The organism is Acetitomaculum ruminis DSM 5522, assembly GCF_900112085.1.
Taxonomy (GTDB): Bacteria; Bacillota; Clostridia; order Lachnospirales; family Lachnospiraceae; genus Acetitomaculum; species Acetitomaculum ruminis.
On record NZ_FOJY01000003.1, the window covers coordinates 1 to 25,857 of the forward strand.

General features: G+C 33.9%; 17 protein-coding genes and 1 pseudogene. 4 read left to right on the forward strand and 14 right to left on the reverse strand.

Annotation, left to right across the window (positions count from 1 at the left end):
- Window positions 1-315: 315 nt before the first annotated feature.
- Complete coding sequence (locus BM153_RS02330) at window positions 316-891, reverse strand: helix-turn-helix domain-containing protein (protein WP_092870373.1); 576 nt, start codon at window positions 889-891, stop codon at window positions 316-318.
- Between the two features lie 439 nt (window positions 892-1,330).
- Here BM153_RS02330 and BM153_RS02335 point away from each other — a divergent pair, with 439 nt between their 5' ends.
- Together BM153_RS02335 and BM153_RS02340 are read left to right on the forward strand one after the other, a co-directional pair.
- A complete protein-coding gene (locus BM153_RS02335) occupies window positions 1,331-1,672 on the forward strand; it encodes a hypothetical protein (RefSeq protein WP_092870375.1) in 342 nt (113 codons plus the stop codon).
- Window positions 1,673-1,984: 312 nt separating this feature from the next.
- On the forward strand, window positions 1,985-2,644 hold the full coding sequence (locus tag BM153_RS02340; RefSeq protein ID WP_278278321.1) for a PIN domain-containing protein: 660 nt from the start codon (window positions 1,985-1,987) through the stop codon (window positions 2,642-2,644).
- A 105-nt stretch (window positions 2,645-2,749) separates the two neighbouring features.
- On the opposite strand, the gene BM153_RS02345 is transcribed toward BM153_RS02340, so the two are convergent.
- The 3 genes from BM153_RS02345 to BM153_RS02355 form a co-directional block, all read right to left on the reverse strand.
- Complete coding sequence (locus BM153_RS02345) at window positions 2,750-3,454, reverse strand: AIM24 family protein (RefSeq protein ID WP_092870379.1); 705 nt, start codon at window positions 3,452-3,454, stop codon at window positions 2,750-2,752.
- A gap of 23 nt (window positions 3,455-3,477) precedes the next feature.
- Window positions 3,478-4,485: a TerD family protein gene (locus tag BM153_RS02350; protein WP_242949053.1), complete on the reverse strand. Its 1,008-nt coding sequence runs from the start codon at window positions 4,483-4,485 to the stop codon at window positions 3,478-3,480.
- Between the two features lie 124 nt (window positions 4,486-4,609).
- Complete coding sequence (locus tag BM153_RS02355; RefSeq protein ID WP_092870381.1) at window positions 4,610-5,569, reverse strand: glycyl-radical enzyme activating protein; 960 nt, start codon at window positions 5,567-5,569, stop codon at window positions 4,610-4,612.
- Between the two features lie 359 nt (window positions 5,570-5,928).
- On the opposite strand from BM153_RS02355, the gene BM153_RS02360 reads away from it, so the two are divergent.
- Window positions 5,929-7,467 carry a PucR family transcriptional regulator gene (locus tag BM153_RS02360; RefSeq protein ID WP_092870383.1) on the forward strand — a complete coding sequence of 513 codons (1,539 nt, stop codon included), beginning with the start codon at window positions 5,929-5,931 and terminating at the stop codon, window positions 7,465-7,467.
- A gap of 19 nt (window positions 7,468-7,486) precedes the next feature.
- Here the strand turns inward: BM153_RS02360 and BM153_RS02365 are convergent, their stop codons facing one another.
- From BM153_RS02365 to BM153_RS02390, 6 genes and pseudogenes are all read right to left on the reverse strand, one after another.
- Window positions 7,487-8,647 (reverse strand): iron-containing alcohol dehydrogenase, encoded by a 1,161-nt coding sequence (locus tag BM153_RS02365; RefSeq protein WP_092870385.1) that lies wholly within the window; start codon window positions 8,645-8,647, stop codon window positions 7,487-7,489.
- Between the two features lie 110 nt (window positions 8,648-8,757).
- On the reverse strand, window positions 8,758-11,187 hold the full coding sequence (locus BM153_RS02370) for a glycyl radical protein (RefSeq protein ID WP_177205540.1): 2,430 nt from the start codon (window positions 11,185-11,187) through the stop codon (window positions 8,758-8,760).
- A 105-nt stretch (window positions 11,188-11,292) separates the two neighbouring features.
- Window positions 11,293-11,664: a glycine radical domain-containing protein gene (locus BM153_RS13890; protein ID WP_278278322.1), complete on the reverse strand. Its 372-nt coding sequence runs from the start codon at window positions 11,662-11,664 to the stop codon at window positions 11,293-11,295.
- A gap of 57 nt (window positions 11,665-11,721) precedes the next feature.
- A pseudogene (locus BM153_RS13895) lies at window positions 11,722-13,740 on the reverse strand (pyruvate formate lyase family protein); the annotation flags it as partial.
- Window positions 13,741-14,212: 472 nt separating this feature from the next.
- A complete protein-coding gene (locus tag BM153_RS02385; protein WP_330391985.1) occupies window positions 14,213-14,608 on the reverse strand; it encodes a molybdenum cofactor biosynthesis protein MoaE in 396 nt (131 codons plus the stop codon).
- Between the two features lie 20 nt (window positions 14,609-14,628).
- On the reverse strand, window positions 14,629-16,908 hold the full coding sequence (locus tag BM153_RS02390) for a hypothetical protein (protein ID WP_092870395.1): 2,280 nt from the start codon (window positions 16,906-16,908) through the stop codon (window positions 14,629-14,631).
- Window positions 16,909-17,192: 284 nt separating this feature from the next.
- On the opposite strand from BM153_RS02390, the gene BM153_RS02395 reads away from it, so the two are divergent.
- A complete protein-coding gene (locus BM153_RS02395) occupies window positions 17,193-18,338 on the forward strand; it encodes a Coenzyme F420 hydrogenase/dehydrogenase, beta subunit C-terminal domain (protein WP_092870397.1) in 1,146 nt (381 codons plus the stop codon).
- Between the two features lie 50 nt (window positions 18,339-18,388).
- Here the strand turns inward: BM153_RS02395 and tagD are convergent, their stop codons facing one another.
- From tagD to BM153_RS02415, 4 genes are all read right to left on the reverse strand, one after another.
- The gene (gene tagD, locus BM153_RS02400) at window positions 18,389-18,787 is read right to left on the reverse strand and encodes a glycerol-3-phosphate cytidylyltransferase (RefSeq protein WP_092870399.1); all 399 of its coding nucleotides are present in this window, start codon (window positions 18,785-18,787) and stop codon (window positions 18,389-18,391) included.
- A 58-nt stretch (window positions 18,788-18,845) separates the two neighbouring features.
- Window positions 18,846-20,924, reverse strand: a complete 2,079-nt coding sequence (locus BM153_RS02405) for a polysaccharide pyruvyl transferase family protein (RefSeq protein ID WP_092870401.1) — start codon at window positions 20,922-20,924, stop codon at window positions 18,846-18,848.
- A gap of 16 nt (window positions 20,925-20,940) precedes the next feature.
- Entirely contained in the window at window positions 20,941-23,343 is a 2,403-nt protein-coding gene (locus tag BM153_RS02410) for a CDP-glycerol glycerophosphotransferase family protein (RefSeq protein WP_092870403.1), read from the reverse strand.
- A gap of 114 nt (window positions 23,344-23,457) precedes the next feature.
- A complete protein-coding gene (locus BM153_RS02415; RefSeq protein WP_092870405.1) occupies window positions 23,458-25,857 on the reverse strand; it encodes a glycosyltransferase in 2,400 nt (799 codons plus the stop codon).

Sequence of the window (25,857 nt, forward strand, 5' to 3'; positions counted from 1 at the left end):
TAAATTTACAGACTGAACCTTATAATCTGTATCATAGTGTTTCTGATTTCGTGCCATTAAAAGCACCTCCTTTTCCTCGTACTATATATCATCATATACGAGTATAAAGTGTCAACAATTATGATACAGCATCATTTATACAGTACCCTTGATTTTTTAATTCTCCTAATATTCTGCGGTAGCCATAGTCCTTATTAGCATTGCGAATCTTAAGAATTTTTTCTTCGATTTCTTTGTCTGGATTTTCGCGGTCAAATCTTTTTTGCCAATACATGTAAGTGCCTTTGGGCATACCAGTGTAAGAGAGAAGGTCTTTTAGTTTGAACTCTCCTCGGAGACTGTTGATGACGAGCGCCGTTCTCTCATTTTTGCCTCGTCCTCTAAACGCAGTCTCCTCAGTTCTTTTAAAAATGCATTCTCTATTTTTAGCTTGAGGAGCTCATCCTCTAATTCTTTTACATGTTCAGCACTTGTATCGATTATTCTTTCTTCGGTTTCTTTAGATTTATTACCTATCTTGGGGTTATTCAATATCTTCTTCCGACCTTTCTTGTGTGGTCTCAATGCATCAGGACCGACAATGCGGAAACGATTAACCCATGTAGCAATCATACTAGGATTGCTTATACCTTCTTGAATGGCCAACTCCTGATATGAAACCTCATTTGATAGATAAAACTCTACCACAGAAAGTTTCTTTTCGAAAGAATACTTTGTTTTTTGACGAGAACGCATTAAGCCTTCATCACCAAAAGAACGGTAATTATTAACCCAAGTTCTTATATTTTTAGTATCTGGTCCATAGGTAGATGAAAGATATCTATACCCACCCTCACCATTTAAATAAGCATCAACAACTTTTTTCTTAAACTTATAGCTATATTTGGCCATAAAAAACCGACCTCCAATCGTTAGATTTTTGGTCTAACTTTTTGGGGTCACCTCAGTATCTTTAAATGGGTTTTTTTCTAAACAACAAAAAATATCTAATTGTATTTTTTCGCTTTCTATTTCTAGATTTTTATTGTATAGCTAAAATCACACCTATATGTTATTTTTATATAAAAAATTAATATAGCACTTTTTAAATGTATACCTAAAACCACACGTGTGTGTTATTTTGTATAAAAATAAATGGTATAGTACTCTTTAAATGTATAGTTAAAATCACATATATGTGTTATTTTGTATAAAAAAATTGATAAGTTTTTACATTTTTTGTTCACTTATATAAATCAATATATTATAATGATTATAATCTTTAAAATGTATATGGAAGAACATACAGATACACCTGTAGAATTCCATAAAGATAGTAGAGAAGAAGAATATGGAGAATATGAAAAAAGTCAGAATAGGCTGCAATATCAGTAAACAAACCATAGAAAGACTTAATGAATATGTTAAGGTCACAGGTTTAACCAAGAGGAAGGTTCTTGAAAATGCCCTTTTTGAATTAATTTATAATAATTCTACCAAAGGTGAAATAGATAAAGATATGAATATCGTATCGGTAAGGTTTGATGGAGAGAATAAATCTGAACCCCAAATAGAAAATAAATATCACGAGTTTAAATTCGACAATATAGAAAGTGAAACTTCAAAATTTACTAGATTAGATTCTTCAATAACCAAGGAGATTTCTGATTCGTTAGAAAAATATATCAAATAAGTACAGATTAACAAAACTGAAGCTATTGAAAGAGCTCTTGTTAATTTTTTAGATAGCAGCGAGCAATCCAGCGATTTAAACCAAAAAAGAATATCAAAGCAAGAAATTGAACTGGAAGAAACTAAGAAAAAGTTTCTTATGAGAAAAAACGATTTCCAAATAGAAAAGGAACAGTTTTATAATAAAAACTCTTCTTACAAATTAGATTGTGAATCACAACTACTCTAGAAAAAGAAATTAGAAACCGAAAATAATATCTTACAAAAAAACAAGGAAGATATTTCTCTTCAAGATAATCAAACCAGAATATTTCTGGTTGATTATGAAAATGTTAAAACTCAAGGGTTAAATGAAATTGGGAAGCTAACTGAGAACGATACTGTTTATATTTTTTATAGTGAGAATGCGGATAGCATGACATTTGAGCTTCACAGAAAATTAATGGAGACAAAGGCTAACATACAGTATCATAATGTTGAAGCAGGCTACAAGAATGCATTAGATTTTCAATTGTCTTCATACCCAGGTTATGTGATATCGCAGAATTGTTTTAACGGGATAACTAATTGCTTATATTACATTGTTACAAAAGATCAAGGCTTTTTGTGCTTAAAGAATTTTTGGCATATGATGAAAGCCAAGGTATATCAAGTTACAGATGTTGCCGGGAATTGTGAAGTGACATCTGATAAAAAGAATAGTGCAACTGATGATAAAAAAGTAACAGCGAATAACAAGCAAGAAAAAAAGACAAATGGAACAAAATCTACTAAACAAGATTCGGTGATAGCTGAAGTTGAAAAGCTATTAAAAGATAAGGACGATGTTTCATTTGTGGTTAAATGCATAAATTACTACAAGACAAAGTCAGGTGTTAATAATGCTTTATCAAAGTACTATAAGGATAGCAAAAAGGCTAGTGAAGTATACAAAGCTGTTAAACCGCTGATAGCAAATAAAAAGGGGAAATGATGATTAATAAGTGTTTTGCTTTACGGTTCATGAATCTGTTTACTTTAAAAAAAAGCGTCCTGCCCTAAACCAAGGCAAGACGCGTTTACTAGATTTTATTGATTATTAATCCATTCCCACTCTTATTCCACCGCCTCTTTCTGAAGGTTGAACTATAACGGTTACGGGGGTTCTTGGATCCCATTCAAAGGCATAGGACTCTCCTGAAGCCTGTCCAATAAAGGTTTTCCAGGAAATATCAGCTTTTACCTGAGGTTCTGAATAGCCATCACCTATCCAACAAATCAGTGCATCCGGGTCAACTGACAATGTTGTTTGGGAATTTACATTACTAAGAACTATTGGATTTCCATTTGAAAGAATGGCTACATAAGCTTCTCCTCCTCTACCGGTTAAGGTGGAGGTGGCAAGGCCTTTTTGAGAAAGAACTCCACTACCTACAAATCGTACACTGTAGTCGCAATCATTGGTAAATGCCAGTATATTCTCTGATTCTACGGAGATTGTTTCACCATAGGCAAGTTTGTAGACTATTATATGTTGCCCGTTATTTGCATAGTAGGTAACGGAATCTCCGTGAAAATTCACTTTCATTAAAGGAAGATTTTCTCCAGTCGCCCTTCTTAAAAGCGAGCCTAAAGCTGCCTGGGCAAGGTTGTTTTGAGGGCCTAAAAGCACTTTTTCAAAATTGTAATTTTTTCCATTATGACTTTCCCCTGCTATAAAGGAACCTGCTTTTGCAAAAAGAGTATCGCTTCCGCTGCAGGTTATTTTTAAAGTTAGTTCATTTATTGTTTCAAAAGTTAGCATTTTTTTCTCCTATTCATCTTATTTTATAATACTTCAAGACCGTACATCTGGCATAATCCTGCCAAATCACGGGATACACCATTTCCTACGGCACTAAATTTCCAATTACCCTTGTAAAGATATATTTCTCCTATCATCATTGATATGACATTTGTATAATAATCTGTCATTTTAAAGCTTACTATCTCATTATTATTACTGTCTAATATCCTTGCATAGGCATCTTTTAACATTCCGAAATTCAAATTGTCTGTCAATGCATCATTTATGGTAAGAACAAAGACTATTTTTGTCACCTGAGGATTTATTTTGGTAAAATCAATATCTATTATTTCTCTATCTGTAGCATTATCCTCCCTAAAGCTGATGCTTGTATCGGGGCTTTTAGGCTGTCCATAAAAAACAAACCAGTCCTCTCCTAATGCCTTTTGTGACTCATTTAGCATAAAGGCTGAGACATCCACATCACATTTGTTATTTGTAACATTCCAGCCAAAGCCAACTTTAACCCTATCAATCCCAGAATTTAGAGGTATTTTTTGACCTTTTAAAATAGGATTTATAAGGTTAGGAATGTTTTTAAACTTAATTTTTTCCGGATTGATGTTATTTATTTCATTAGGGGCACTTCCGGTCAGTGGCTGGTTTGTGGCAGTATTTGTCCAAATTGAATTGTTTCTGTCATTATTATAATTTGTGGAGTATGCCTGTGTTACATTATTATAAGAGCTGTTTTGAGCATTTGTGCTGTAATAGTCACTGTTTGAAGCCAGGCTCCTGTTTTGAACAGTATTTTGAGTATTTCTTACATTTACCGATGTATTGTTCTGATTAGTATTATTTATATCAGATATCACCTTTGCTGCCCCTATAAGGGCTGCGGTTTCCAATATTCCGGAACTTCTTCGTCTTGTATTTAAAGACATAAGATTCCCGGAATTTATAGCCCCGTTTACCAAAACATTATTTATCATCGAAATGCTGTTTTTATCAAAAGGGGACTTGGAAGTCATAAAATTATTTCTGCTCATTTCAGTAATCTCTCCTTTCTGTTTCAAGGATTACTAGTTTATATTATATTCGTAGAAACAAACTATTACAACGAAAAAAACTACCAGACGTTGTGTCTGATAGTTTTCGGGTATTTTTTTATTTTTAATGTATGGTTACCGGAAGGCCATAGCTTTCCATTATACCTTTTAATTTTTCCATGTATTCCTCTGATGGCGGTGTGGCTTCTGCTACAGGTTCATCACTTATTCTTAAGTATTTCATTACTCCAAGATTGTGATATGGAAGTAACTGTATAACTTCCACCGCATCTCCTAATTTTTGGCAGAATTCTGCTGTTTCTCTGATATTTTCTTCATCATGATTAAATAACGGAATTACCGGTATTCTTATTTGAAGTTTCTTACCGTGTTCTGCCAGTTTTATGGCATTTGCCTTTATTTTTTCATTAGGAACTTTTACAACAGCTTTGTGTTTTTCGGAATCCATATGCTTTAAATCATAAAGATAGATATCTACATAAGGAAGAGTTTTTTCAACAACCTCCCAGTCTGCATAACCTGTAGTATCAAGGGCTGTATGAATACCTTCTTCTTTAAGTCTTTTTAATACTTCTACTACAAAATCCACCTGACAAAGTGCCTCTCCACCTGATATAGTTACCCCACCGTCAGAGGTTTCGTAAAAATGTCTATCCTGTAATAATCTGTCTACCAACTCATCTACCGTATAGTCTTTTCCGCAAAGATATAAAGCCTCAGCATAACAGCTTTCTGTACATATTCCACAATCATCACAAAGATCTCTTTTTACATGTACTAACTGCAATTCTGTATTGTTAAGAGGATCCATTCTTGTTGAACCTAATTCGATTGCACCTTTTGGACAGGCCTTTATACAACGCTCATTACAGGCCTTTGTACCAAGGCAACGCATAGACATCCAGCTTAACTGTTTTTTAAATGACTGGGATTCCGGGGAGTGACACCATGGACATCTAAGGGGACATCCCTTTAAAAAGGCTGTGGTTCTTACTCCTGGGCCGTCTTGTACGGAAAATCCCTGTATATCATAAAGTCTGCCTGTTAATTGTTTATTATCCATTCCTTATTTCCTTTCATCCTATTATTTATAAATTACTTTTTGTAAAGCGGACATTCGGAATCCGCTTCTCTACTTCCTCATGAACGCAGTGGCACTTTGTGCCACCTGTCAGAAGGGGCTTTAACCCCTTCTGACACTAGTAAGCTTATACCCCCGCTTAAAGCTTACGCTTTTGAAGCGGGGGATTGCTTACACTGCGTTCACACTTTTTCTTCAAGGTCTGCTTTGGTTCTTTTATTGAAAATATAAGAATAATAAGTGGTATTTTCTCCTAATTTATTTACTTTTTTTATAAATTTATTGTATACTGTAAACGGATTATTGTACATTTTAATTAATATATTATTTCAGGAGTAAACATGAGTATTGATTTTTATACAATTTCAAAATTAGTTAATGAGAGAGAACTTACAATTTCATCTAATCCATCAAAAATTCTTCTGAATTTTGTTACGATGGAGCCTAGACAGGTTCTTTCCTCAGATTATTTTTACGCTACCAAAGCCTCTACCCTGAAAAAGAATAAACATCTTGAAAACATGAGTATCCTGGTTTACGAAAATGTTGAGCTTACAGCTGAATATTATCAGATCCCTGGCTTAAATCTCATTGTTACCAAAGATGTGGACTCTTTTAATCAGTTAAAAGACGAAATTCAAACTCTTTTTGATGAGCAGGCTGTTATTAATAACTGTGCAGGTGAACTAATGCTTTTATGTCACAATAACGCCGGAATTGATGAATTATTAAAAATTGCCCAAAGATTTTTACATAATCCTTTGCTTTTAGTGGATTCATCCTATGTTTTAATCTCATCCTCCGGCATTTACAAAAGTATCACCGATCCGGTGATTAATTATGCCCTGAAAAACAAATCTCTTCCTGAAAATTACATAAAATCCCCTGATACTTCCTTTAAGTCCCAGCCTGATAAGATGTTTCCTGATTCTCTTTGTCATGAGGAAATCACTATGGACGGTAAAATATCCCACATTATTTCCTGTCCTGTTACCAGAGGCCGTCATCTTTTAGGTTATATTAAATTAATTGAATCCAGCCACGAAATCACTTTTGTTGAAAAAAATCTTTTAATAATTATCTGTGGCTTCGCTTCTATTTCGATTAATAATAATTCACTTTATTCCTATGATGTGAATGTTGAGATCGAAGATTTTCTTACGGATATTCTTTCTCTAAAAATAACCGGTAATGAAGCTATTTCAGGCAGGACAAGTATTCTTAAGCTTGAAGAAAAATCCGAACTTTATGCGGTAGTTGTAAAATACAGCCTTTCTCGCTCTGCTACAAAAAGGCTTTACCATATCAAAAATCATTTACATAAATTATTTGATATTACCACTATTACCATATATGAACATCTGCTGGTTATGGTAGTTCCTGCTGATGTTTTTAAAGAAAAGTCCAAGAATTTTTCGGCTTTTCTGACTCAAAATGAGCTTATTGCCGGTGTCAGTCTGCCTTTTAATTCATACTCAAAGCTTTTTATGTATTACAATCAGGCTCTGGCATGTTTGGATTTTAGTTCACAATTTGACAAAAAAGAGGCTGTTTTATATTACAATGACTGGAAGTTCACCCATCTTTTAACCAGTTTTGCTTCTTCTTGTGATTTAAAAGACCTAATCCCTGAGTCAGTTTTTATTTTAAAAAAATATGATGAAACTCATGGAACAAATCTTTTGGACACATTGTTTGTTTATATACATTCATCTCAGAATATAACTGATTCAGCCAGCAAAATGCATCTGCATTACAATACCATGAAGTATAGGATTACTCAGATCATTGAGCTGACTGACATCAATTTTGAGAATTATGAGTATGTGTTTTCCCTAATGATAGCCGAGAAGGTTATGAGCCTTCTAAGAATTAATTAGGATTTATTAACTGCATTTTTTATTGGTAATTATCATACATTTTTCCGATAAGTTCTTCCATAACTGCTATATCAACAGGCTTTGGTGTTGACACTACGAACCAGTTGTTTTCAACTGCTCCTTTTGCACAAGCCACTGCCTGTTCTCTTGTTATTTCATAATCCTTTAAAGCTTTAATGCCTACTCGTTTCATGTATTTTCTTACTTCCTCTGCAAGGGCTTTTCCTCTTCCCAATGCATCTGTATCAGGAAGTGTAACTCCCATGGCATGAGCCATACTTGTTATTCTTTCAGGAAGTACCTCTGCCGAAAATTCTATTACCTCCGGAATCGCCAGTGCGCAAAGGGCTCCGTGGGCAATGTGATACTGAGCACCAAGCTCATGAGCTGCACAATGTCCAAAATGTACGCATGAACCTGCAAAGCTTATTCCTGCAAAGTTACTTCCAAGACTAAGGTTTGTTCTTGCTTCTAAATTTTTTCCGTCAAGATATGCTTTTTCAAGATTTTTCCAGATAAGGCTTATTGCCTTTAATGACAATACATCTGAAAGTGGATTCTGGAAGTTTTCATTTACCGTATATCCTTCAATGGCATGTGCCAATGCATCAAAACCTGTATTTGCTGTTACAAAATCCGGCACTGTAAGAGTAAGATCTGGGTCAACTATTGCAATATCTCCAGGATTTAATATGGTCTGTTTTACAGTATTTTTAGTATCTGTAATGACTGCAATAGGTGTACTTTCACTACCTGTACCTGAAGCTGTCGGCACTAAAACTACAGGAGCTTTTTCAGTAAATTCTTTTCCGATTCCTGCATAATAATCACCGATATTTCCAGGATTTTTAAGCATTACTGCTATTGCTTTTGCAGCGTCAAGACTACTTCCGCCACCAATACCGATTACAATGTCAACGCCTGCATCTTTTCCTGCTTTTGCAGCATCATCAATTATTGTATCTTTCGGATCTGCCGTAATGTCTTCATAAGCAGCATATTCTATATTGTTTTCTTTTAATAATGCTGTTATTTTATCTGATATTCCTGCTGCCTTTACTCCCTGGTCGTAAACTAAAAATGCTTTTTTTCCCTGTAATTCTTTTACTTTTTCCGGTATTTCCTTAATTGCTCCTGAGCCAAAAATTACCGGACATATAATGTTATAAGTTTTTGCCATTTTCGCTTTTCTCCTATCATAAATAAGTCTATTTTGCCTGCTTTGCCCCACCTGACAAAGCAGGCACTTTTTAATACCTATAAATAATTTTTAAATATTCCCTATTAAAATCAGATGCTCATTTCCGTTCTTCTGATAAGATCATCCTGTGATTCTTTAAATACTTCCACAAAATATGCTGAAAATCCTGCGATACGAACTACTAAATCTTTGTAGTTTTCCGGATGTTCCTGTGCATCTCTTAAGGTATCAGCAGATACAATATTTAACTGTAATTCCATTCCGCCACCTTTGAAGAATGCTTCCATAACAGCACGAAGTTTCTTGTACCCGTCTGCTCCCTGAAGAACTGTCGGATGGAATTTCATATTACAAAGTGTTCCGTTTGGATATTTTGATTCATCAAATTTAAGTATTGAATTAATAGTTGAGAACGGGCCGTTTTTATCCATTGCCTGCACCGGTGAAATACCGTCTGACAATGGCTGTCCTGTGTATCTTCCGTCAGGTGTTGCATGATTAAACATACCCATTACAACATTTAAGGTTACAGGCCAACATCCGGCAGACCAGTTACATCCTCTAGGACTTACACCTCTCTTGATTCCGTCTGCATAAGTATCAGCTACAAAACTAATAAACTGATCTGCTTCAGGATCATTATTTCCAAAGTGTTTTGCTTTTCCTAAGATATATTGATGAAGGTCTTCATAGCCTTCCCAGTTTGCAATAAGAGCATCATAAAGTTCTCTTGTAGTTGCTTTTTTCTCAACAAAGCAAATCTGGTTAATTATATTTAAGCTGTCTGCAACGGTTCCGTGACCGATACTTGAGTTTCCTGCTCCATTATATTTTGCACCGCCCCAAAGTACATCAAGTCCACTTTCCATACATCCGGTCATAGTTGCGGAAAGAAGTGGAAGTGGTGTATGGAAACTGTATATATATTCATAACAGTTAACCATATTTACCTGCCATTTTGTGAAATAGTCCATCTGTGTTTTGTAAGCTTTAAGGACTTCTCCCATGCTTTTCATCTCATACAAATATCCGGTTTGAGGTCCTGAAACCGTAGGTTCCGGTGCTCCCGGGAATCTGAATGGATTTACTCCATTATTTATGGCAAGCCATAAAGCTGCCGGAAGAATAGTATATGCTGCATTTCCATCTCCACCGGAATTAGCAAAGTCGCAACCGCATACTGCAGGTTCTACGCATCCAACAAGAGCATAATTTCTGGCATCTTCCAAGGAAATACCCCTTTGCTCTACCATGGATTTAACAATTACATTGTCATACTCAAAACTTGGTACTCCACCTACTGCTGAGTTTGTGGCAATAGCCTCTTCCCATAATTCATCAGGAGTATTGTCATGTATTCTTATAGCTACTGGTGGCTGATGAATTTTCAGTCTTCTTGATGAACGAAGAATCATATATGTAACAAGATTTGTTGCATCATTACCATCTTTATCAGTACCACCGATTGTTACAAGCTGTCCTGTTGTATAACCAGGGCCTGAATGAGTAGCTGCTTCTGACCACAAACGGTTGATTTCAGCTACTTTTAACATGAATAAATCTGTTATTTCCTGAGCTTCATCTTCTGTTATTCTTCCTTCTTTTAAATCTTTTTCAAGATATTTTCCACAATACTGATCAAGTCTTCCATAGCTTATTCCATGAAGCTGTGCGTCAAGTATGTGTCCCATCTGATATAAGTAGCAAGCCTGTAAAGATTCACGATAAGTACGGCAAGGATTTTCTATAATCCATTCAAGGCTTTCTGCCATGGAAAGAAGTTCTTCCTTTCTTTTCTCATCTTTACACTCATCTGCTAAGCGTTTACATTCTTTTGCATATCTTTTTGTGTAGGTGATAAGTCCTTCTGAAACTATTACAACAGCTCTGTAGAAGATATAATGTCTTGCTTCATCACCCTGGATTCCTTTTTCTTCAAGGATTTCCATTTTTTCTTTTGCTTCTTTTACAATAGCTCCAAAGCCTTTGTCACATACTGTCCAGAAGTTTCCTATAAAGTGTCCAATAGGACTTCCACAATTTCCTGAAGGTCTGAAATTTAATACTCCTGCTCCTGCAAGCTTTTTATAGGACTCCGGAAGATACTGGTCTACAATGGCACTCATACTGTTTTTATCCCAGAAATGAGCTGTATCCATAAGATATTTATAATCATCTTCATCTATGTCCATAGGATCAACTGAACGATTTCTGATATTGTCTATTGTTGGATTGTCGGTATAAAAATATGAGAAGGAATTTTCCGGGAAAATTACGCATCCTCTGTAGGTATTTGCCGGATAACCAACTATTACTTCATCATCAAATACCGGTGTTGGCATGTTTTCAAAGAGATTTTTTAAATTATAAGCCCTTTTTAAAATACCTGTTATGTTTGGATTTTCCATATAAAACTCTGTTACAAGCTTGTAACGGGCTATGTCTAATTGTGGTCTTGTACTACGAAACTTTTCACGAACTCTTGCTACTCTAGGTGAAATAGCTACTTCTTTTATCATTTGGATACCCCTCCTTAAAATTTTGCATTTTACCATGCAATGAAGTCTTATTTTCATTGCATGGTTTTGTCTAAATTCTATATAATCCCTATTTTTTTATTTAAGTTAAATCACATTTTCACTTCTTGTGATAAGGTCATTCTGGCAGTCTTTGCTTAATTCCACAAAATAAGCTGAATATCCTGCTATTCTAACTACCAGGTCTTTGTATTCTTCAGGATTTTCCTGAGCAGCCCTCATTGTTTCTGAGGAAACTACATTAAATTGAACTTCTGCTCCTCCTTGATCCATATATGCTCTAATCATACTTCCAAGTTTTTGATTTCCATCTTCTCTTGAAAGAGCACTTGGATGAATTCTAATGTTTAAGCACACACCATCCATAAATTTGCCATGATCATAGCAACAGGATGAATTTAGTACTGAAGTAGGGCCGTTCTTATCTCTTCCCTGAGCCGGTGAAGCCGCATCAGCTATAGGCTTTCCCGCTTCACGACCGTCAGGAGTAGCCCAGGTTACATAACCCTGACCAACATGATCGGCAGCGCCATAAAGACCTGCTCTGTAGTATTTTGCATAATGTGAAGACATTTCCTGACAAAGGCTGTAATAGGTCTCTGTTACCCAGGTCATCCACTTGTCTGCATATGGGTCATTGTTTCCGAAATGAGGTACTTTAGCTATAAGTTTTTGCTGTAATTCCTCATAACCTTTCCAGTTTGCCATTACGGCATCATATAATTCTTTAGTGGTACAGATTTTTTTATCAAAGCAGGCATATTCAATAGTTGATAAGGAATCAGCTACCGTAGCAAGTCCTGTTGCGGTACCACCAAATGAAGTATATTTAGCTCCACCATTTATTACATCTTTTCCCTTTTCCATACAACCTTCCACGGACATGGAAATAATGGCCTGTGGCAGATTATAAGCAAACACATATTCCATAAAGTTATTAATTGAGATATGGGCTCTTAATACATACCTTGCCATCTTTATGAAAGCTTCTTTTACTTCTTCAATATTTTTCATATCATAAAGATATCCGGTTTCTATAGAAGCCTGCTCGCCATTCATAGGGTTTTTACCATTGTTTATAGCCATGTCTAAAACTACGCTATAGTAAACACTTCCATGAGGAGGCGCTATACCGTTACAGCAAGAATATTCGATTCCAGAGCCGGTGAGTTCCTGACATCCGATAAGGGCGTAATCTCTTGCTTCTTCAAGGGTGAATCCCAATTCCTTTTGCATAGCTGGTATAAGAACATCATCATTGTAATAAAGAGGAAGTCCACCAACTAATTTTGTTGTTTCAACAGCGCATTCAATAAGTTCTTTTGGAGTATCTTTAGTCATTCTTAATGATACTGTAGGGTCATGAAGTCCCATACGACCAACGGCTTCAAGAACCATATAGGTAACCTTGTTTGTGGCATCTTTTCCGGTTTGTGGGTCTGTACCACCTATAGTAGTATGCATGTAGGTATTTCCGATTCCAATAATTTTTACCAGCTCTGGAAGTCCTCCGCCCCAGTTTCTACTGATATTAAGGAAGAAGTTATCAACGATTTCCTGAGCCTGATCTTCGGTGATTTTTCCTTCTGCCAGGTCTTTTTCAAGATATTTTCCGGTAATCTGATCAAATCTTCCGCAAGATCCTACATCTCCGGTTCCTGCCATTAATACCATTTGAATATATAATAACTCTGCCTGGCAGGCTTCTCTAAAGCCTCTTGCAGGATTATCAGCAATCCATCTAAGGCCATCTGCCATTTCCTCTAATTCTTTCTTTCTTGCCTCATCATCTACGGTTTCCGCTTTTTTAAGGCACTCATCAGCGTATCTATTTGCAAGAACATGAGCAGCATCACAACAAATTGTAACGGCAGTATAGAAAAGATATTTTTCCATATCGTCACCGATAATGTTGTTTCTGTGTTCATCTAACCAGTCCTGAGCTTCTTTTCTTATAGCTGCATATCCTGTATCAACAATTTTTCTATATCACGGAGTCATATGACCTGCAGGAAGATGTACAAAGAAAGGTCCCGGTACTGCATGAGTACAGCGAAGTCTTGCAAGTTCATCATATCCGTCAGGTGTCCAGGAATTTGCAATATCCGTAAAGGTCTTTCCCTTCCAGAATTCTTCAATAGAGCAAAATGCCTCATAATCTTCTGGTGCCATAGTCATTCTAATCTCTTCAGTATCAGGATTATGATAAAGTCCATCTTCTCTTAATGTCCATGCTCCTGATCTTATCTGATAAGGAATCCATCCAATACCTGAATAGTTTGGATTTACTGCAGTTCCGCAGAAATTTTTAGCCATATTACAAACAAGAACATCTTCATCCTCTACCCTTAATGTCATGTTTGCACAAATATCATAAAGCGCTTTAGGCAATCTAATAGCTGGAACTGCATTTCCATACTTTTTATAACTTTCTGTCATAATCATTGCTCTTTCAGAGTCTGTTTGAATAACCCTGTCACGCACTCTTTTATGTAGCCTGTCCATTCGTTCACTGATAGGTCTAAATTTGTACATTGTAATACCTCCATCTTCTTTAGTAATCTCTTATTTTATGTATATAAAACTTATAACGCTTCCCCCTGTCAGCTATACATCTTTACCGATATGCATCAAACAAGCATTATAAATTTTAAGCATATTGTTTAAACATTAGAAGTTATAAGCTTCTAATACCATAATTTTAAACAAAAATATTTGTAAAAACAATGTTGCCATTTCCAAAATTTTATACTGAAAATTTCACTGTTTTACTCATCATTTTGTGTTATTTTATAATATGCCTGCAGTTTATGTAATATTTCTTTATCTTTGTTTGTAATATTTTATGTTTAAAATGTAATTTTTTACATATTTCATTATCACAAATAATTTGTTTATGGCCGTGATTTTATCATCATTATTTTTAAACACATACACCAAATTTCTATAGGCATAAAAAAAGCCCGGATAACCAGCCTTTTGCTAATCATCCGGATTTTCTTATTTTTTACTCTTCATATATTTCTTCTTCAATAACACATTCATTTTTAATGTTTCCTACTAAAAACTGCAGGGCATCTACTATATGAGGTCTTATATCTCCACCTATTAAAACATACATTATGTCATCTCCTACAGATAAAACTCCCTCATTTAGCCATACTTTTATGTAATATATTCCTTCCAACCGGTATGTTTTTTCAATGAATTTCTCTACTTTTTTTTCATCATAGGAAAAGTTCATGGCCTTTACCGGCTTTGTATTATTATCCCCTTTTCTTACCTTTGCCTTGGCACTTTCTCTAACTATTCCATTATGGGTCAGATACATGCCTATTTTTTTGGAACTTTCGTCTTTTTTAGCTTCTTTAAGCCATAAATCAATGGATGGTGATTCTTTCATATCTTTCATTCTCCTTATTTTTATCCTTTATAGAATATATTTTTTCTGTATATCAGCCTCATTGTGGCAGAGGGTGATTTGTCCTCAATAGTGGAGTCAATACTGAAATTAAAAATTCCTGCCGAGCCCAAACTGTCCAAGGCTCCACCATAACTGATAATGTATCCCTTGTTTTTTTCGGTGGCGTTATAATAGGCGTCTCCATAATAATTACTGCTTACTGCCCCATCCCCTGTGGCTTCAGGAAAGAGAATACGGGGATGCTTTTTGGAGTAAATCATTTTCTTTATGGTAATTTCATTACAGGCATCAAAATCTCTATGGGAAATTGTTTTTTCCTGCCTTAAAAGTTTAAAAGCTGAAGTTTCCTCATGTCCGTTAGGAAAACAGATATGTAATTTATCATTTACTACATATGCATTTTCCAAATATACTTTGGCATTTCCCCAAAGATTTTCTATTCCTCTGTATTTAAAAGCCTCATGTCCAAGGGCATACTTATTGTTTTTGTCCGTTTTTCCCGTATGATAGTTTAATTTATCCGTAACACCATTTTTTGTCGGAAGACATAAAATAAAGCTTTTTTTCTTTGTAATATTTATAGCTTGTCCGTCAAAATATATTTCCAGTTTATTGGAGTCGATTTTTTTTATGTCTGTTACTGTTCTTGGACTATATTTATTATTTTTAATATCCTCCGGGTTTTCGAGAACTGCCACTGTATCCCCCGGCATTATTCTTCCTGTTACTAAAGTATTTTTTACCTTGATAGAATTTGAATTTTTAGCTTTTTCTATTGCGATACAGGAAGGATAAATTTCGTTTTCAATGTATGGTAAATTGCAAATTCCCTCAAACACTGACTGGGAAGATAATATTCCTGTTTCTATAAGAAAAAGCTTTTCCATTGTCATATGGGCAAGTAAGTCGTATCCGTCAAATCCATCTGTTTTTCTTATTTTTTTTCTTAAACTTTTTACATTTTCATTTACACAAACAAAAGTATCTGAGGCACTGTGAAGTTTTTTATCCGTTGAAGCCAGATAAGCCCCGATATATATTTTTTTCAAAATTCCTTTTCTTGTTATAAAGGAAGGTTCTACCTTATATCCTTCTTTTTTCTTTTTTGTTATCCAAAGATACTCATATCCGTCTTTTTGCTCCCTCTTAGAATAAAACAAAGGAATTTCAACCATTACTTCCCCGACACTTCCATCTCTTGAAAATCCCTCCTGTCCTTCATATATTATTTCTTCATTTCCTTCTGCATCTACTTTTAAGGCACAGGTTTTCATTTCACTCCAGGGATAAATATTATCAAAATCGTTTTCAAATAATCCGGCATGGGTATTTTCAATTTTATAGTTAAAATGAAGATTTTTTGCGTCGCCAACTCTTTCGCAAACTGGTATTTCGGCTTCAATAGGCCATCTTATTCCATACTCTTTATCTTCCGAATCTACAAATTTTTCTTCACTTTCTATTTCAACCTTAAAATCATTTTTAGAATCTATTTGAAAACTATAGATTTTATCAAAGTCTAAATGACATTCTCCCCTTGCTACGACCTCTTCATTAGAAATCACCTGCCATTTATCAGGATAAACTTTAATTAAATCTCCGGAATTTTCAGAATTAATTTCTATATTTCTTTCATAATATTCCTGGCAGTTTTCCGGGATAAGCCCATAAGCAATCTGTAAAACCTCACCTGTTTTAGCAGTGTTTTCATCTTTGATATCAGCAAAATATATTCTTGCTTTTACTGCCTCTAAAGGTATAAAAGTTTTTGCACAGGCTTTGTTTATAAGTGGCAGATCTTTTCTTTTATATTTATTGTTTTCCCATTGAGAAGAAATATTTATCAATTTATCGTTTGCATCCTTAAACTGCCAGATGGCTTTATTAAAAGCATCTCCAATCATATAAATAAATTTTCTTGAAGAATCTACCTCAAACCAGTGGGTTGTACGATACCTGTCATTTCCCTCATCGTAAAGATTTTCATCATTCACTTTAAGATAAGCATTTATAAAATTATTATTATAAAGATTTTTCCCCCTAAAAGAAAGGCACATTGTTTCTCCTGCCTTTATCCTTGTTTTTATCAATATAGCTGAATCAGAAGTCATATCCTTTTTTTCGTTTCCAAAGAAGTATTTATTTCCTGAATATTTTTCCAATTTTTCTTCATTTGAATAATCATACAAAAATTCTTTTTCTATATTGCAATCCATTAATGTCTGGAAATTGTCCTCTTGTTCTTTTTTAAATATCTTTTTTATTAATTCACTAAACATTTTTTCTCCTCTTTAATGACCTGGCAAATCGTACATTTTTAAACTTACCAATGAACGAAATGTCACTTTATATCCTAAGATAATCTCAATACAAATTATATCAAATTCCACTGTAAATGCTACTTTTTTATAGATGATATAAATATTTTTTACGCAAAACGCTAACTTCTTTGTTAATGTGTTATAAAAATATTTTTGTACATTTTTTTCTATGCTATAATAAGCAGGATGCATGATTTATAAAAGTTTTTTATAACTTTAATATAATAATTGGAGAACGAAAAATGGAATTATTAAAAGATAAAGCTGATTGCTGTGGTTGCAGAACCTGCGAAAAGGTATGCCCACAAAATGCAATTACCATGATAGAAGATGAAGGAGGATTTTTATATCCTCATATTGATGAAAAAAAATGCGTAGACTGTGGTTTATGCCTTAAAAAATGTGCTTTTCAATCCGGATATCCTAAAAGAAAGGAGTTTCAGCCTTATTATGCTTACGGATGCCGTCATAAAAAAGAGCATGTTTATAAAAAAAGCCGTTCTGGTGGAGCCTTTGTTGCCATTTCCAGCAGAATACTGGAGAAAAAAGGCATTGTATTTGGCGTAGGATATGAAGAAGGAAGTCGCTTTAGAAGAATTATTCATAAAAGTGCCGAGACCAAACATGACAGAAATGAATTTTGCGGTTCTAAATATGTCCAAAGCGATTTAGGTGATACTTTTTTATCTGTAAAGGAAAATCTTAAGGCAGGACGAAAAGTCTTATTTAGCGGTACTGGATGTCAGATTGGTGCACTCCATTCATATCTTGGAAAAGAATACAGTGATTTATATACTATTGATATTATTTGTCACAGTACGCCTTCCCCACAAATCTGGAAAGATTTTCTTGACCTTAGGGAAAAAGAATTAGGCGGAGAAGTTACAGCACTAAATTTCAGAAATAAAAATCGCTTTGGCTGGAAAGCCCATCGAGAAACTCTTACAGTTAACGGAAAAAGCAAGTCATCCCGAATTTTTGCAGCCTTGTTTTCCAAATCTGTTATGTCAAGGCCTTCCTGCTTTAAATGTGCCTATACCAATAAAAACCGTCCGGGAGACATTACCATTGCCGACTTCTGGGGACATGAAAAGGCAATTCCCGGAAAATGGGATGATGATAAGGGAATTTCCCTGGTTTTAATTAACACCTATAGGGGACAGCTTCTCTGGGAGGAAGCAAAAAAAGATCTGGAATGGATAGATGTTACAGGTTATCCTTTCAGACATCATAATTTAAAACATCCTACAAAATATCCTGAAATTTATGAGGAATTCTGGAAAGACTATAAAGAAAATGGATTTGAATATTGCATAGAAAAATATACCAAACACAAAATTACATTTCCTGATGATGAAGAAGCTAATAAATCAGAAGATTCCAAATAAAATATATAAGCTGCCGGTTTAAGATTTTATCTTTCCGGCAGCTATTATTATTAATTATTTTTATTCAAATCATTTTTAATCTGCGTTGTACTGATTTCAGGAGTTCTTGGAAGGTAAACCACATCAACTCCCTCATCTTTTAAGAAATCAAATTTTCCTACCCAATCATCACCCATAACAAAGGTGTCGATTTGATATAATTTTACATCATTAACTTTTTGTTCCCAGTTTTCCTCAGGAATTACCAAATCCACATATCTTATAGCTTCTAAGAGCTGCTTTCTTTGTTCATAACTGAAATAACATTTTTTCTGCTTCATATTCCAGTTAAATTCATCTGTTGAAAGAGCTACAACCAGATAATCACCTAATTCTTTTGCTCTTCTTAAAATATTGATATGACCGTAATGAAGTAAATCAAAGGTTCCATATGTTATTACTCTTTTCATTTGTCCTCCTGTCCAACGGGTAAGGATAATTCCTGAAAGATTTCATAGCTGGTATAACTTACTTAATCTTTTTATTATTAACAATACTCAATAAAGTTGCGTTTATATCCTCACTGTTTTCTATTGCTTCTAAAGTTTTCATCCTTCCGGATGTAATATTTCTTCTGCCGATAAAGTTTTCTTTTGGCTCTTTTTGATTTAACTCAAAACTATCAGAAATTTTTCCAAAGAGCTCCTTGCCTTTATTGCTGTTAACAAAAAGAAAATCTTCTCCGTATTTATTAACATCTTCATCATTATATCTTAAGTCCACTGTAAAATCAGCTTTGGACGTATCATGCATATTATATAGGGAATCATAAAGCTCTTTATCAAGAATAAATTTCTTGTTTAACGCCCTTAATAAAACATTTCTGCCCTTGGCAGAAGCATATGTTTCTTTATCTTCAAGCTCAGCCACCATATATAAATCATCAACACCCATTGTTTTATTGTCCCAGTCGATACTTTTTATCTTTGAACGAAGTGTCTTTTCCAGTGAGCGAAGATATTTATAATAAACATCTCTTTCTGCTAAAAGTGGTCTGAATTCATCTACAGTATATAGATTATCATAATCTTTTTCAAGATATTTATATAAGCTTCTTATATGAGAATCAATACTTAAGAATAAAACTTTTGCGCCACTTTCAAGTTGATTTTTAATCATTGGAAGTATTTCTTCTAAGGATTTATCATCAGCTTTAGTATATTTGGTTTTGAAAAAGTCTTCTGTATCCTCCATCTTGTCAGCCATGGCATATACAGGCATCATTTCTTTGTCATAGGTTGTAGAGAAAACCACACCATTATTTTCAAATACATACTTTGCTAGTGCCTTTTCAAAACCGCCACCGGAATAAGTTTTATAATCTTTGTTATCTTTCAAATAAAGACTTCCTGTCCATAAGGCATCTGTAAACTTTTTCTCTTCTTTATAAGAAGTATCTTTTATTTCTTTTACAGTCTTTTCTCCTTCAAGGGACTTTTTCAAAAATTCCTCTGAAACAAGTCTGGATTTTTTCTTAAGTTTTTCAACTTTGCCATAATCAATTTTTAACTTATCAAGGTTTTCCGGTACCCTCTTTACAGAATCTATAAGATGATTTACCAGGCCAAACATTGATAAAAGATGTCTCATACGATCCGGATTTGTATGGTGAGGAACTGTTATAAAATTCCTCTCGTATATAACAGAAAATACCGTGGCATGGAAGGAATTTGTTATAACATATTTTGCTCCTGCTATGGTTCCTATAAATTCTCCCACATCATTAACCTTTAATTTACCACATTCTTTTGAAAAATCATAATCCACCCTGTTATTTACTACAGGAAGACCTGTAAGTTGTATCATTTTTTCTACAACTTCATTTAATCTTTCATCTATTCTTACTAGGTGAACATTATGTACAAAAATATATTCTCCCGGATATTTGACATCAGTTTTTATCTTATCATAAGAATCTCTATCTAATAAAAGAGTAGGATCAAGTACAAGATCTACTGGTTTATCCGTAAGTTCTGTAACAGCCTTTTTAGCCTTTTCCTCTCGAACTGAGATATAGTCGAGTTCTTTTAAATACTGTCTTGCAATCTCTTTTTCTTCTTCATCAAAAGCTACTTTTCCAATACTTGCAGCATAAGAAATCCTCTTTGTCTCTTTTCTTCCAAAATTTAAAAAATAAGATGCCTTGAGACCCTTTGTTATATCTCCATTCCAGATTTGATCACTTCCGGCAATCATTATGTCATAATCAAAATCCGCATTTAATAATTCGTTATAAGTATAGTAAGGCTTCGTAGTAGGAAGCACATCATTTATAAATTTTTCAAAGGCTTTAAATCTTTTAGCCTTATGTTTATCAGCCTTACAAGCCTGACGAAACAGATTTTTATTATGTAACTTATTTAAAAATTCATTTTTATATTTATTTTCCGGTTTAAATAATCTATATACATTGTCAATTGCAGAAAAACGATAATTAATAATCTCTACTTCATGACCCTGACTTTTTAATTTTTCCTGTAAAGCCCAAACCTGGAAAACCGCTCCGTAATTATGGGCACTATTAAAAGTAATTATACCTATTTTCATCCTCTTATTCCTCCCATTACTCTGCCATCATTTCTTCGAACGAAGCGACTGCCTTTTTGTTATATTCTTCATAGTCAACATTCATTGCTTTTATTTTTCCGTTTACAAAATCAACCATTCCCTGATAAATACCCTCTTGTGTTGGCTCTACCAAAGTTCCGCCATGTTCTGTAACGAAGCCCCTTGGGCCTTGTACATTAGTTGAAAATGTAGGAATTCCTACTGTATCAGCTTCTAATAAAGTAAGTCCAAGTCCCTCATAAAGGGAAGAAAGAACAAAAAGATCACATCTTGCTAAAATAGAAATAGGATTATCTATTGAGCGAATAACAATGATATTTGCCTTAGAATTATTGGCATACCTAAAGGTTTGAGAAAACAACTTTCCATGTCCCCCAATAATTATCAAATATGCATCCGGATGGTTTTCTGAAAATTTTTCAAAGGCTTTCATAAGCATCATATGACCTTTTTCTACAGAAAATCTACCTACGGTAACCATTTTCAGGGCATCTGAGTTTAGTATTTCAACAAGCTTATCCTCTTTAATATTGGATTTTGTATCCGGATCAAAATGAACTTCTTCTTTTGCTTTTTCTCTGATTTGTTTATAAGCATGGCAATTGTTTATAACTCTAATATTGGCATTAGGGCCACCGATAGTTCTTGTAGCTTCCATTAAATCCTTTGTAACAATTGCAACATCATCATATTTTTCATAGGCATCTTTTAAAGTAAGGTAATGCTGATTGTTTCTGTTTTTAATTTCTTCAACCATATCATTATGAACATAAATGATGCGTCTTGCATTAATCTCCTGGAAAAGACGAATAAGTCTCTTTTCATAACCTGCAAACTGGATAGCAGTATCAATATGTAAATGGCCAAAATATTTATAGGCTTCTCTTTTATACATTTTATCAATCTGTTTTAATATAAAAGGATTATGCCAGTCTTTTCTTTCATATAAAACGACACTTATCTTTTCCAATACTGTAGAGTTTATACGATCAGCAATAGGTAAAAATCCCACTTCTTCCGGAATTTTTTTAACACGCATTGGATTTCTTTTTAAAGTATCCTCCATAAATGAAACATAATAATTTCTCTTACTTGTATCTATATTTTCAAATAAATTTGTTAAAGAACTTGTAAGTCCATTTTTTGCAAGAGCAGAAACATACATAACAACATTTTCTTTTTTATCTTCTTTATCTGATAATTTAATCTCTTTGCAAACTTTTTCATTTTTAAGAATGTGCCTGCAGATTCTTTCAGTAGCACCTGCTGCATCATAAGTACAGTATTTTTTGATAAACTCTTCGTCATCATAATTTTTAGGAGTTGAAAGCTCTCTTGCAAGTTCTTCGGCACTTTTGGTAACCGGAAACGGAAAATCATTAAGAGCTACATAAGTTCCTCGCTCATTCATATATTCAGTCTCATCATAAGCGAAAAATATGATTTTTTTTCTGGTATTTGCAAAGTCAAAAAATATACTTGAATAATCTGTAACCAGTCCGTCAGAAATATTCAAAAATTCATATACATCATATTCAGCCGGATAAGCCTTAATATGCTTATATTCTGAAAAATCAATTTCATTGGCAGCAAAAGGATGAAGCTTAACATATAAAATCTGGTCATCACTCATCATTTTATCTAATGGCTGCATAAAATAATGTATGGTAAAAATCTGTTTTTTGGTTTCTTTCTTTGTAAGAAGACCTCTCCAGGTCGGCATATAGACAAATACTTTTTTATCTTCTATGGAAAGTTCTTTTCTAATATTTTTTCCGGTATTTTCATCAAAAAACACGGAATTTCTAGGATATCCCTCGCTAAGAATAGTACCCTGATACAGATTTTCCAGTTCATAATCATTTACCATTATTTCTCTCATATAATCATTTGGATATATAAGATAATCTGACATCAAAAGATTTCTTTGTACATTTCCCATGGCATAAATACGGTTTGTAACATGTTTTCCCATGTATTTTAAAGGGGTTCCATGCCAGGTATTAGTAATAATCTGACCTTCTTTTTTAATAATAAGTCTTTCTAAGGATGTGTCTGTAAAGATATATTTTGCCCTTGCCATAGCCTTAAAATAAGCATTAGATCCGATTGTGGCATATCTTACGCTTCTTAGATTATTATGGGTTATAATTTTATTTATCTTTTCATAACTTTTTGAATTATTAATAACTATTACATCTAAATAAGAATACTCTTCTTTAGACAATTCCTTTAAAATTTGAAAAATATTTCCAGCTAAATCTCCACCATTTTTTGACTCCAAAACAACAAGCCTGTCATCTAAAGCATCTTTGTAAAAATGTCTTATATAATAAGAGTTCTTCATACTTTTTTTTAATACTTTACAGGACTTCTTCACCAAATTAGCTAGTTTCATTTTTTACTCCTTTACTATGATTATCTCTTCAACACCAAATTTTTTGATGATATACAAAATAACTTACGCTGTATTAATCCATACTCCCCATATTCACATTAGAATTTTAAATAGTTACCAATTACAATCCATGAATTTTTCGAAGTTTTCCACACACTTTTCGTTATAGCCTTTAAAATCCACATTCATAGTGGCTATACCTTCTTTAACAAAGGTATTCATGGCTTTGTAAATCCCCTCTTTACTGCTTTCTATTAAAGTACCATTGTGTTTTTTCATAAAACCACGCGGACCGTTTACATCACATGCCACTACCGGAACATTCAGTGTGTCTGCTTCAAGAATAACTAGTCCCAGGCCTTCATAAAGGGAAGATAATATAAACAAATCACAGCTTTTTAAAATCGGCATAGGATTATCAATACAATTGATTAAAACAATATTATCCTTTGCCGGACTTTCATTTACCTTTTCTAAGGTTTTATCATATAATTTTCCTGTTCCGCCAATAATTATAAGCGCAGCATTCTTATTATCCTCATAAAAGTCTTCAAAGGCGTCTATGAGGCGAAAATGTCCCTTTTCCACGGAAAATCTGCCTATATTTATAAATTTAGGATAGTTTGTATCCAAAATCTCTAACAGTCTTTGTCTGCTCACATTACTTACTGTAGGTTCATCAAAGATAATTTCTTTTTGACCCTTTTCAAGTACTCTTTCGTAGTCATGAAGATTTTCCAGGACCACAACATTATCCCTTCTGTTACTGATTTCTACAGTAGGCTCAACTATGTCATCGCTTACCACAACTACCCTGTCATAGGAAGCATAGGCATCTCTTAAAAGATGAATATTCTGATTTCCCTTGTTTTTTATCTCCTGCACCATATCGTTGTGTACCCAGATAGTACGGGGACAATCAAACCTTTGAAACATCGCAATGACATATCTTTCATATCCATTGTAATGAATAACCTGACTGAATTTCATGGCATGAAAATGCTTTCTTTGTTCTCTTTTATATTGAGAATCAAATTTCTTTTTCACAAAGATGTTTTTCATACCATATTTAAAAAACAATTTCTGGGCAACAAGGTCCAAAAAGCTGGCATTCATTTCGCTGGAAATCGGAATAATCCCACATTCTTTTGGTAATTTCAAAATTCTTTCAGGATAATCCCAGATAATACTTTGCCTAAAGGAAATATAATAATTATGTTTATTTAAATCAAGGGAATTTAACATTCCCAAAAGTGCTGTTGTTATTCCGTTTTTACAAAGGTCTCCGGAATAAATAAGGATATTATCCTTTCCGTTCCCCTTATATTTAACGCTGTTACAACACTTTTCATTTAAAAATACATGTCTGCAGATTTTTGAAGTAGCATCCTTGTTTTCAAAGCTTGCATACCTTTTTCTATATTCACTTCTATCGATAATTTCCTCGTTATTAAGCTCTTTAGCCAACTCCTCTACTGAGGTAACCTTAGGGAAAGGAAGATTATCCTGTGGGTATAATCCTCTTTCTTTTTTATATTCTTCTTCATCTTTTGTATAAAGAATTATTTTTTTATCTGAAACCGCAACATCATAAAATACACTGGAAAAATCCGTAACAAGACCATGACAGGCACTTAATACATCATATGTATCATAATCTTTTGGAAAATCCACAATGTGCTCAAATCCCGTAAAATCTATGGCTTTTGAAACAAAAGGATGAAATTTCACCATAAAAATCTGGTCATCCTTTAAATGTTTATCCAGTTCATAAAGGAAGTCTTTGGCATCATTTACCTGTTCCACATCCCTAATATTACCGATTTCTCCTCTAAATGTAGGCATGTAGACAAATAATTTTTTTTGACCAATATCTAGTTTTTTTCTCATTTCAAGGGTTTTTTCTTCATCAAAGAATACTGTATTCCTTGGATAACCCTCGTGAAATACTTCCCCTTGATAGAGATTTTCAAGCATATAAGCCCCAGCCATTTTTTCTTCCATGTATAAACTAGGAAATAGTAAATAATCCGCCTGTACAAGATTTCTAAGGACATTTCCCATTCTGCAGATTTCTCTGCAATCTTCAATATCCCTGCCCATTTTTTTCAAAGGGCTTCCATGCCAGGTATTAAAAAGTATCTGGCCTTCTTTTTTCACAAATCTTCCAGGAAATGATGTATCGATTACCAGGTAATGAGCAGTCGACAAATACTTATAATATAAGATAGAACTGTATTTTACAAGTCTGATATTTTTTAAATTATAATTTTTGACCTTTTTTTCTACATCATCAAAAGCCTGTTTTCTAACGGAAAGAACGCATTTTAAATGTCTGTAGCAAGGTTGTTGAAGTTCTTCAATTATCCTGAAAATATTTCCTTCTAAAGCCAAAGCACCTCTTGATTCAAATAAAACAAGGTTTTCTTTTACTTTTAATTTTGCAAAAAAAGAATTATAAAAAGGAAACCACATCTTTGGCATAATATTGCGAATTATATTAACGATAGACAT

Coding starts and splice junctions, on each gene's coding strand:
- BM153_RS02330 (WP_092870373.1), bottom strand. CDS start 891: ATGGCCAAATATAGCTATAAGTTTAAGAAAAAAGTTGTTGATGCTTAT.
- BM153_RS02335 (WP_092870375.1), top strand. CDS start 1,331: ATGGAGAATATGAAAAAAGTCAGAATAGGCTGCAATATCAGTAAACAA.
- BM153_RS02345 (WP_092870379.1), bottom strand. CDS start 3,454: ATGCTAACTTTTGAAACAATAAATGAACTAACTTTAAAAATAACCTGC.
- BM153_RS02350 (WP_242949053.1), bottom strand. CDS start 4,485: ATGAGCAGAAATAATTTTATGACTTCCAAGTCCCCTTTTGATAAAAAC.
- BM153_RS02355 (WP_092870381.1), bottom strand. CDS start 5,569: ATGGATAATAAACAATTAACAGGCAGACTTTATGATATACAGGGATTT.
- BM153_RS02360 (WP_092870383.1), top strand. CDS start 5,929: ATGAGTATTGATTTTTATACAATTTCAAAATTAGTTAATGAGAGAGAA.
- BM153_RS02365 (WP_092870385.1), bottom strand. CDS start 8,647: ATGGCAAAAACTTATAACATTATATGTCCGGTAATTTTTGGCTCAGGA.
- BM153_RS02370 (WP_177205540.1), bottom strand. CDS start 11,187: ATGATAAAAGAAGTAGCTATTTCACCTAGAGTAGCAAGAGTTCGTGAA.
- BM153_RS02385 (WP_330391985.1), bottom strand. CDS start 14,608: ATGAAAGAATCACCATCCATTGATTTATGGCTTAAAGAAGCTAAAAAA.
- BM153_RS02390 (WP_092870395.1), bottom strand. CDS start 16,908: ATGTTTAGTGAATTAATAAAAAAGATATTTAAAAAAGAACAAGAGGAC.
- BM153_RS02395 (WP_092870397.1), top strand. CDS start 17,193: ATGGAATTATTAAAAGATAAAGCTGATTGCTGTGGTTGCAGAACCTGC.
- tagD (WP_092870399.1), bottom strand. CDS start 18,787: ATGAAAAGAGTAATAACATATGGAACCTTTGATTTACTTCATTACGGT.
- BM153_RS02405 (WP_092870401.1), bottom strand. CDS start 20,924: ATGAAAATAGGTATAATTACTTTTAATAGTGCCCATAATTACGGAGCG.
- BM153_RS02410 (WP_092870403.1), bottom strand. CDS start 23,343: ATGAAACTAGCTAATTTGGTGAAGAAGTCCTGTAAAGTATTAAAAAAA.
- BM153_RS02415 (WP_092870405.1), bottom strand. CDS start 25,857: ATGTCTATCGTTAATATAATTCGCAATATTATGCCAAAGATGTGGTTT.